This window comes from Microbacterium sp. NPDC079176, from assembly GCF_040686675.1.
In the GTDB taxonomy this organism is placed as follows: Bacteria; Actinomycetota; Actinomycetes; order Actinomycetales; family Microbacteriaceae; genus Microbacterium.
Window position 1 is genome coordinate 533868 of the sequence record NZ_JBFBLM010000004.1, and the last position, 6206, is coordinate 540073.

Genomic DNA, 6206 nt, shown 5'->3' on the forward strand with positions numbered 1-6206 from the left:
CGAGGGGCCGGTCCGTGGGGATCGGCCCCTCGTCGCGTCATTGTAGGCTTGCTCAATGACACCAACGCGCCACTTCGACCAGTCGTCGAAGCTCAAGAACGTCCTGTACGAGATCCGTGGAAACACGCTCGTCGAGGCGGCGCGGCTCGAGGCCGAGGGACATCGGATCCTCAAGCTCAACACGGGCAACCCCGCGATCTTCGGCTTCGAGGCACCCCACCAGATCGTGCACGACATGCTGGCCGCGCTTCCGACCGCCCACGGGTACAGCGACAGCAAGGGGATCATCTCGGCACGGCGAGCAGTCGTCAGCCGGTACGAGGAGATCCCCGGGTTCCCGCGATTCGATCCCGAGGATGTCTTCCTCGGCAACGGCGTCTCCGAGCTCATCACGATGACGATGCAGGCTCTTCTCGACGAGGGCGATGAGGTGCTCATCCCGGCACCCGACTACCCGCTGTGGACCGCCATGACGAGTCTTGCTGACGGCACCCCGGTCCATTACCTGTGCGATGAGGACAACGGATGGCAGCCCGACCTCGAGGACATCCGATCCAAGATCACTCCGCGCACCAAGGCTCTCGTCATCATCAACCCCAACAACCCGACCGGCGTGGTCTACTCACGCGAAGTTCTCGAGGGCATGGTGCAGATCGCCCGTGAGAACCAGCTGCTGCTGCTTTCCGACGAGATCTACGATCGCATCCTGTTCGATGATGCGGTGCACATCCCGACGGCGACCCTGGCGCCGGACCTGCTGTGTCTGACGTTCAACGGGCTCTCGAAGACCTACCGGGTCGCCGGCTTCCGGTCCGGGTGGCTGGTGATCACCGGGCCGCAGGACCACGCGAAGGGGTTCCTCGAGGGGATCAACCTGCTCGCCTCGACGCGTCTCTGCCCGAACGTCCCCGCCCAGTACGCGGTTCAGGCGGCTCTCGGGGGAGTGCAGTCCATCGACTCGCTGATCGCGCCGACCGGGCGCCTGCATGAGCAGCGTGACATCGCCTGGAAGGGACTCGAATCAATCCCCGGTGTCTCGTGCGTCAAGCCCGTCGGCGCGTTGTACGCCTTCCCGCGTCTGGACCCGAACGTCCACGAGATCAGGGACGACGCGAAGCTGGTCTACGACCTGCTGGTCTCCGAACACATCCTCCTCGTGCAGGGAACCGGCTTCAACTGGCCGACCCCCGACCACCTCCGACTCGTCACGCTCCCCGAGCCCCGCGTGCTCGCAGAAGCCGTCGAGCGCCTCGGGAACTTCCTCTCGAGCTACCGCCAGTAGGCGGCTCTGCTGATGTGGAGACGAGAGTCTCCACGACGCGGCGCACGCCGGCGACGAGGGACGAGCGCGGAGTGAGGTCCGCCATCGGTCGCGCGTGCAGGAGTGCGGCGTCGGCGGCCCGCTGATCGAAAGGGAGGAACGCGACGTCCGTGATGCCGGCGAACCTTTCGAGCGTGCGCCGGATCTGACCTCGGGCATCCACGCCCAGGGGGCCGGGGCGCACGCGGTTCACCACCACTCTGATGGGCGTCCGGGTCGTGAGCCGTCGTAGCTCGGCATGCTCCCTGATGAACCTGCTCATGCCGAGCGGGTCGGCCGCCGCGATGGCGATGATCACGTCTGCCTCCTGCAGCGCGGCAACGGTGGCTGCGTGGCGACGCGGGCCGGCGAGGTCGTACGTCGCCTCATCGTCGGCGTCGAAGGCGCTCGCGACGTCGACGACGGTCTCCTCTGCCCAGCTGCGGCATGCGCGCAGCGTCGCCTCCAATCGACGTGCGCCGAGTTCCGGCCAGCGCCCAGGGCGATTGATGCCCCCGAGGACCTCGATCTCTCCTGCGCTCGTGTCGAGGACGGTCGCCAGCCGTGTGAGTTCTGCCGAGTCGAGTGCGCCGAGTTCTGCCCGACGGCACGCGGCGGCGATCCCGGGCGCATCATCGCTGAGTCCCAGGAGCAGCGCGAGGGAGGGAGCGACGGTGTCGGCATCCACCAGGGCAGTGCGGCGTCCTGCCCTGGACAGCTCGACGGCGAGCTGGACCGCGACGGTCGATCGTCCCGGCGCACCGGACGGACCCCAGACCACCGTGACACGACGCGGAGATTGCGCGATTCGCTCGACGGAGCCCGCAAGGTCGGCGGTGAGCGCTGCAGCGATCTCCCAGCCGCGCGCTTCTGTCGGGAGTGCGGCCGCGAGGCCGTAGCGCCCGAGCAGTCTGCTGTCGCCGTCGCCGAGCGGCAGGATCCGCACCCCTGCCCTGTCGCAGTCGGCGACGAGCGCGGGCGTCAGCACCGCGCGGCTGGCGGGAACGATGACGGCATCGACGCCGTCGGGCAGGGGCAGGATCCTGCTCGGCGCGACGACGGAAACCACGCTGATGCCTTCGAGCTCGAGTTCCTCGGCCAGGGTGCGCGCACGGGAATCGGGTAGGGCGATGATTACCGACGTCACGAGGTCGAGCCGATCGGCACGACGGACAGGACAGAGCCGCCGGTGATCGCGGACAGCACATCGGCGACATCCGCTCGGTCGATCACGATCTCAGCCGTGGTGCCGTCGGCGGCGAGCATTCCTTCGGTCTTCATCACCGATGTGACGATCGCATCGGCGACGAGGATGCGCGGCGTCCCCGGGAGGGCGCCATCGTCCACCGGAGGAGAATGCCAGAGTTCGATGATGCTCCCGGCGCCCACATCGGCCGGGATGCCGGTGCTGCTTTCGACGACGATCGTGGTGGTTCTGTTCGCATCCGCGTCCTCGGCGGCAGAAGTCGGCATCAGCTCGCCGTCGACGACCGTCCGGGACGCGATCTGACCGGGCCGAAGGTCTTGGGGCGCGAGGTAGCGATCCGAGACGGCGCCGAGTCCCACGTCCACCACCTGGAAGTCACCGGAGACGAGCGCTTCGCCGAGCGGTATCGTTCGCGTCGCCTGGAGTACCGGTGTCGTGGCGCCGGAGGAGGAGACGACGGCCCACACGCCGGCGACAGACAGCGCGACCACGGCGATGCCGATCAGGAAGCGGGCATCACCCCAGACGGCACGCCGTGAACGGGAGAACTTGCTCATGGCGACATGGTCACAGAAATCGCCGCGGCTGCTCGAGACTTATCCACAGCATCGGATCGGCCCTGGCGTATCGGCACGGCAGGGGGAGAATGGGAGCATGCCCCATTCCTCTCCGGCCACGCAGCGCTTCCTGGCGCCGGCGCAGGTGGCGGAACTGCTGAGCATCGGGGTCGACGAGGTCATCGAACTCGTCTACGCGGGGCGTCTGCGCGGGTCCAAGCTCGGTGCACCCGCCCGGTGGCGCGTCGAAGAGTCGAGCCTTTCGGAGTATCTCGCCGAGCAGTCCGAAGAGGCCAGACGGATGGCACTGTGGCGCGAGGCCAATGAGGCGAGTTTCCCAGAGGTCTGGGGCACATCCCGCCGTCACGGCATCTGATCTCCCGCGGTCTGAACCGACGTGACGGCTGCGAACGGGATGATCTGGAACGCATGCACCGCCGAGGCGGTCCTCGCCTCGCCCGGGTCGTGCAGGGCGAGATCCAGATGGTCCGCACCCGCTCGGTCGATCGTCCCGTGGAGGTCGGATGCATCGACGCTGACGATTCTGACCGGAACCCGCCGCCGGGCGAGGTCACGGAGGACGAACCCGAGCGACATACGCTCGCGGAGCACGGGGGCGGGGTCGTCCTCTTCGTCCAGGCTCGACAGCAGCAGACCGTGATCGACGGTGAGTCCGCGGAGCGCGTGAAGGGGGACGATCACGGTCGACCGCGTCGTCCGTGATTCCTCGGCCTGCGCGATCGTCGCAGCGATCCAATCGGAGCCCAGCGCGTTCAGTCGTGCCCGAACGCGAGCTCCACCCGGCAGATCCAGGGTGGCGGGAGCGGCCGATGCGCAGAGCACTCTGAGCCGGCTGCGCAGCTCGAGCCTCGAGATGCGCAGGCGCTCCGACTCGGCGTCGAGCGCCGCGCGCTCGCTCTCCCACTCGGAGGCCAGCTGGCCTTCGAGGTCTTCGAACAGTCGATCCCAGTGCACGCGGACCACCGTAAATGAAGTCCGGGAGCGCATGTACGAGTTATCCACATACATCACGAACGCGACCGGATCGGCCAGTCGACGCATGCTCTACTTGGCGCAGTCTTCCCGATGGAGAGTGCCTCAGATGATGCTTCACGAGTACTTCGCACCACAGCCGACGCCCCGCGCCGAGCTGCCGGATCCGAGTCCGCTGCTGCGGAGCCTGACCCAGGGCGTGCTCGAGGTGCTCGCGGGAGTCAGAGAAGTCGATCAGCTCGCCCGCTGGTTCAATGAAGACGCGTACCGGAGTTTGCTGACGCGGGCGAATCTGTCGGCGAGGGCGCGCAGCGCGAGGGGGGTCTCGCCTGCGCGCCCGACTTTCGAGATCCTGTCGATCCGCGTGACGGAACCGGTGGACGGCAAGGTAGAGGCCGTCGTCGTGGTCGCGGGTCCCGGTCGCACCCGGGCGGTGGCGATTCGCCTCGAAGGTCTCGACCGACGCTGGCGGGCGACGTCGCTGGCCGTTCTCTGAGCGGACGCGCTCTAGGCTGGTGGGGTGTCAACGCTCAGCGACCTCGCCAATGCCCAGGGCCGTCTTGCCGAGAACGATGTCGAGTGGCTGCATCGACTCGCCGGCGACGGTCAGCTTCTCGCGGACCTCGCGTCGGCGGACATCGTCGTCTGGATCGAGACCGACGACGGATCGTTCGTCGCCGTAGCCCACGCCCGTCCGAGCGGAGCGGCCACCCTGTTCTACCGCGACATCGTGGGCGAGCGGGTGCGGCCGCAGTGGCGCACGCAGGTGCAGGGGGCGTTCGATTCGGCGGAGATCGTGGACTCGTCCTCACCGGATTGGTTCGAGGAGACCCCGACGCGCGTGAGGGCGGTGCCGATCGTCAACGAGCGCCGCGGCAGCGAGCACCAGGGGACCGTCATCGGCGTCGTCACCCGGCACACGAACCTCGGCGAGGCCCGGACGCCGTCGCGACAGCAGATCACGTTCGACGAGTGCGCGAACGACATCTTCCGGATGATCGCCGACGGCAGCTTTCCCGATCCGGCGGCTCCGACCTCCCCGCGCCGCGGAGCTCCCCGAGCGTCAGACGGCTTGATCCGGATCGACGTCGACGGCATCACGACGTTCGCCAGTCCGAACGCGCTCTCGGCGTTCAATCGCATGGGGTTCGATGACGAACTGGAGGGCGAGTCTCTCGCCGAGGTCACCACCAGGCTCGTGCCGCCGTCGCGACAGGTCGACGAGTCGCTGCCCGTCGTCGTGACGGGGCGCGCCCCGTGGCGCACCGACATCGAAGCACGCGGCGTCACTGTCTCGCTGCGGGCGATTCCCCTCAAGGATCACGGGACGCGCATCGGTGCCATCGTCCTGTGCCGGGACGTGTCGGAGCTGCGTCATCAGGAGCAGGAGCTCATCACCAAGGACGCGACGATCCGTGAGATCCATCACCGTGTCAAGAACAACCTGCAGACGGTCGCATCGCTGTTGCGCATCCAGGCGCGTCGTACGCACTCGGACGAGGCGCGCGATGCGCTGACCCAGGCGATGAGACGTGTGGACTCCATCGCGGTGGTTCACGACACCCTCGCTCAGGGGCTGACTCAGAAGGTCGACTTCGACGAGGTGTTCCACCGGGTTCTGAAGCTCGTCGCCGAGGTCGCATCCGCGCCGAACACCCGTGCGCGCACTCGGTCGACCGGGCGCTTCGGGGTCCTGCCGAGCGAGTATGCGACGCCGTTGGCTCTCGCGCTCACCGAGGTCGTCACGAACGCGGTGGAGCACGGCCTCGCAGGGCAGGAGGGCATGGTCACGATCGACGCCGCGCGCACCGAGGAGAATCTGCGCGTCACGGTGCACGACACCGGCAAGGGCCTGCCGGAGGGGCGCATCGGTCAGGGACTGGGAACGCAGATCATCCGCACCCTGATCCAGGGGGAACTCAGCGGATCGATCGAGTGGCGGGGGAGCGAGGGAGAGGGCACCGAGGTCGTCATCGACATCCCGCTCCGCTGGCTCACCGCGTGACGAGTCCGCTGCGGCGGTGAGCAGATACGCAGAAGCGGGGGGGGGGCGCGGCGGGGGGGGGGGCGGGACGCTGCCGGACACCCGCTGGGTGCGTGGGGTGGTGAGGGTGGTGTGGGTGGGTAGGGCGGCTTGGCGCCCCATCTT

The 6206-nt window shown here is 68.0% G+C and carries 7 protein-coding genes; 4 read left to right on the forward strand and 3 right to left on the reverse strand.

The window, feature by feature from the left end; all coding sequences use genetic code 11:
- Positions 1-55: 55 nt before the first annotated feature.
- A complete protein-coding gene (locus tag AB0P11_RS12900) occupies positions 56-1282 on the forward strand; it encodes a pyridoxal phosphate-dependent aminotransferase (RefSeq protein WP_053095668.1) in 1227 nt (408 codons plus the stop codon).
- Here the strand turns inward: AB0P11_RS12900 and AB0P11_RS12905 are convergent.
- Both AB0P11_RS12905 and AB0P11_RS12910 read right to left on the reverse strand, forming a co-directional pair.
- The gene (locus AB0P11_RS12905; RefSeq protein WP_363522335.1) at positions 1206-2447 is read right to left on the reverse strand and encodes a P-loop NTPase; all 1242 of its coding nucleotides are present in this window, start codon (positions 2445-2447) and stop codon (positions 1206-1208) included. The genes AB0P11_RS12900 and AB0P11_RS12905 overlap by 77 nt on opposite strands.
- On the reverse strand, positions 2444-3064 hold the full coding sequence (locus AB0P11_RS12910; protein ID WP_363522337.1) for a hypothetical protein: 621 nt from the start codon (positions 3062-3064) through the stop codon (positions 2444-2446). The genes AB0P11_RS12905 and AB0P11_RS12910 overlap by 4 nt, the downstream gene beginning before the upstream one ends.
- A 97-nt stretch (positions 3065-3161) precedes the next feature.
- Between AB0P11_RS12910 and AB0P11_RS12915 the strand changes: the two genes are divergently transcribed.
- Positions 3162-3440: a helix-turn-helix domain-containing protein gene (locus AB0P11_RS12915; RefSeq protein WP_056278255.1), complete on the forward strand. Its 279-nt coding sequence runs from the start codon at positions 3162-3164 to the stop codon at positions 3438-3440.
- Here the strand turns inward: AB0P11_RS12915 and AB0P11_RS12920 are convergent.
- On the reverse strand, positions 3428-4039 hold the full coding sequence (locus tag AB0P11_RS12920; protein WP_285363028.1) for a hypothetical protein: 612 nt from the start codon (positions 4037-4039) through the stop codon (positions 3428-3430). The two genes, AB0P11_RS12915 and AB0P11_RS12920, sit on opposite strands and share 13 nt — an antisense overlap.
- A gap of 127 nt (positions 4040-4166) precedes the next feature.
- Here AB0P11_RS12920 and AB0P11_RS12925 point away from each other — a divergent pair, with 127 nt between their 5' ends.
- On the forward strand, positions 4167-4553 hold the full coding sequence (locus AB0P11_RS12925; RefSeq protein ID WP_363522340.1) for an Rv3235 family protein: 387 nt from the start codon (positions 4167-4169) through the stop codon (positions 4551-4553).
- A 24-nt stretch (positions 4554-4577) separates the two neighbouring features.
- Entirely contained in the window at positions 4578-6062 is a 1485-nt protein-coding gene (locus AB0P11_RS12930; protein WP_053095672.1) for a PAS domain-containing sensor histidine kinase, read from the forward strand.
- Positions 6063-6206: the final 144 nt, after the last annotated feature.

Bases quoted from the DNA above. Each gene is read 5' to 3' on its own strand.
- AB0P11_RS12900 (WP_053095668.1), top strand. From the start codon at position 56: ATGACACCAACGCGCCACTTCGACCAGTCGTCGAAGCTCAAGAACGTC.
- AB0P11_RS12925 (WP_363522340.1), top strand. From the start codon at position 4,167: ATGATGCTTCACGAGTACTTCGCACCACAGCCGACGCCCCGCGCCGAG.
- AB0P11_RS12915 (WP_056278255.1), top strand. From the start codon at position 3,162: ATGCCCCATTCCTCTCCGGCCACGCAGCGCTTCCTGGCGCCGGCGCAG.
- AB0P11_RS12910 (WP_363522337.1), bottom strand. From the start codon at position 3,064: ATGAGCAAGTTCTCCCGTTCACGGCGTGCCGTCTGGGGTGATGCCCGC.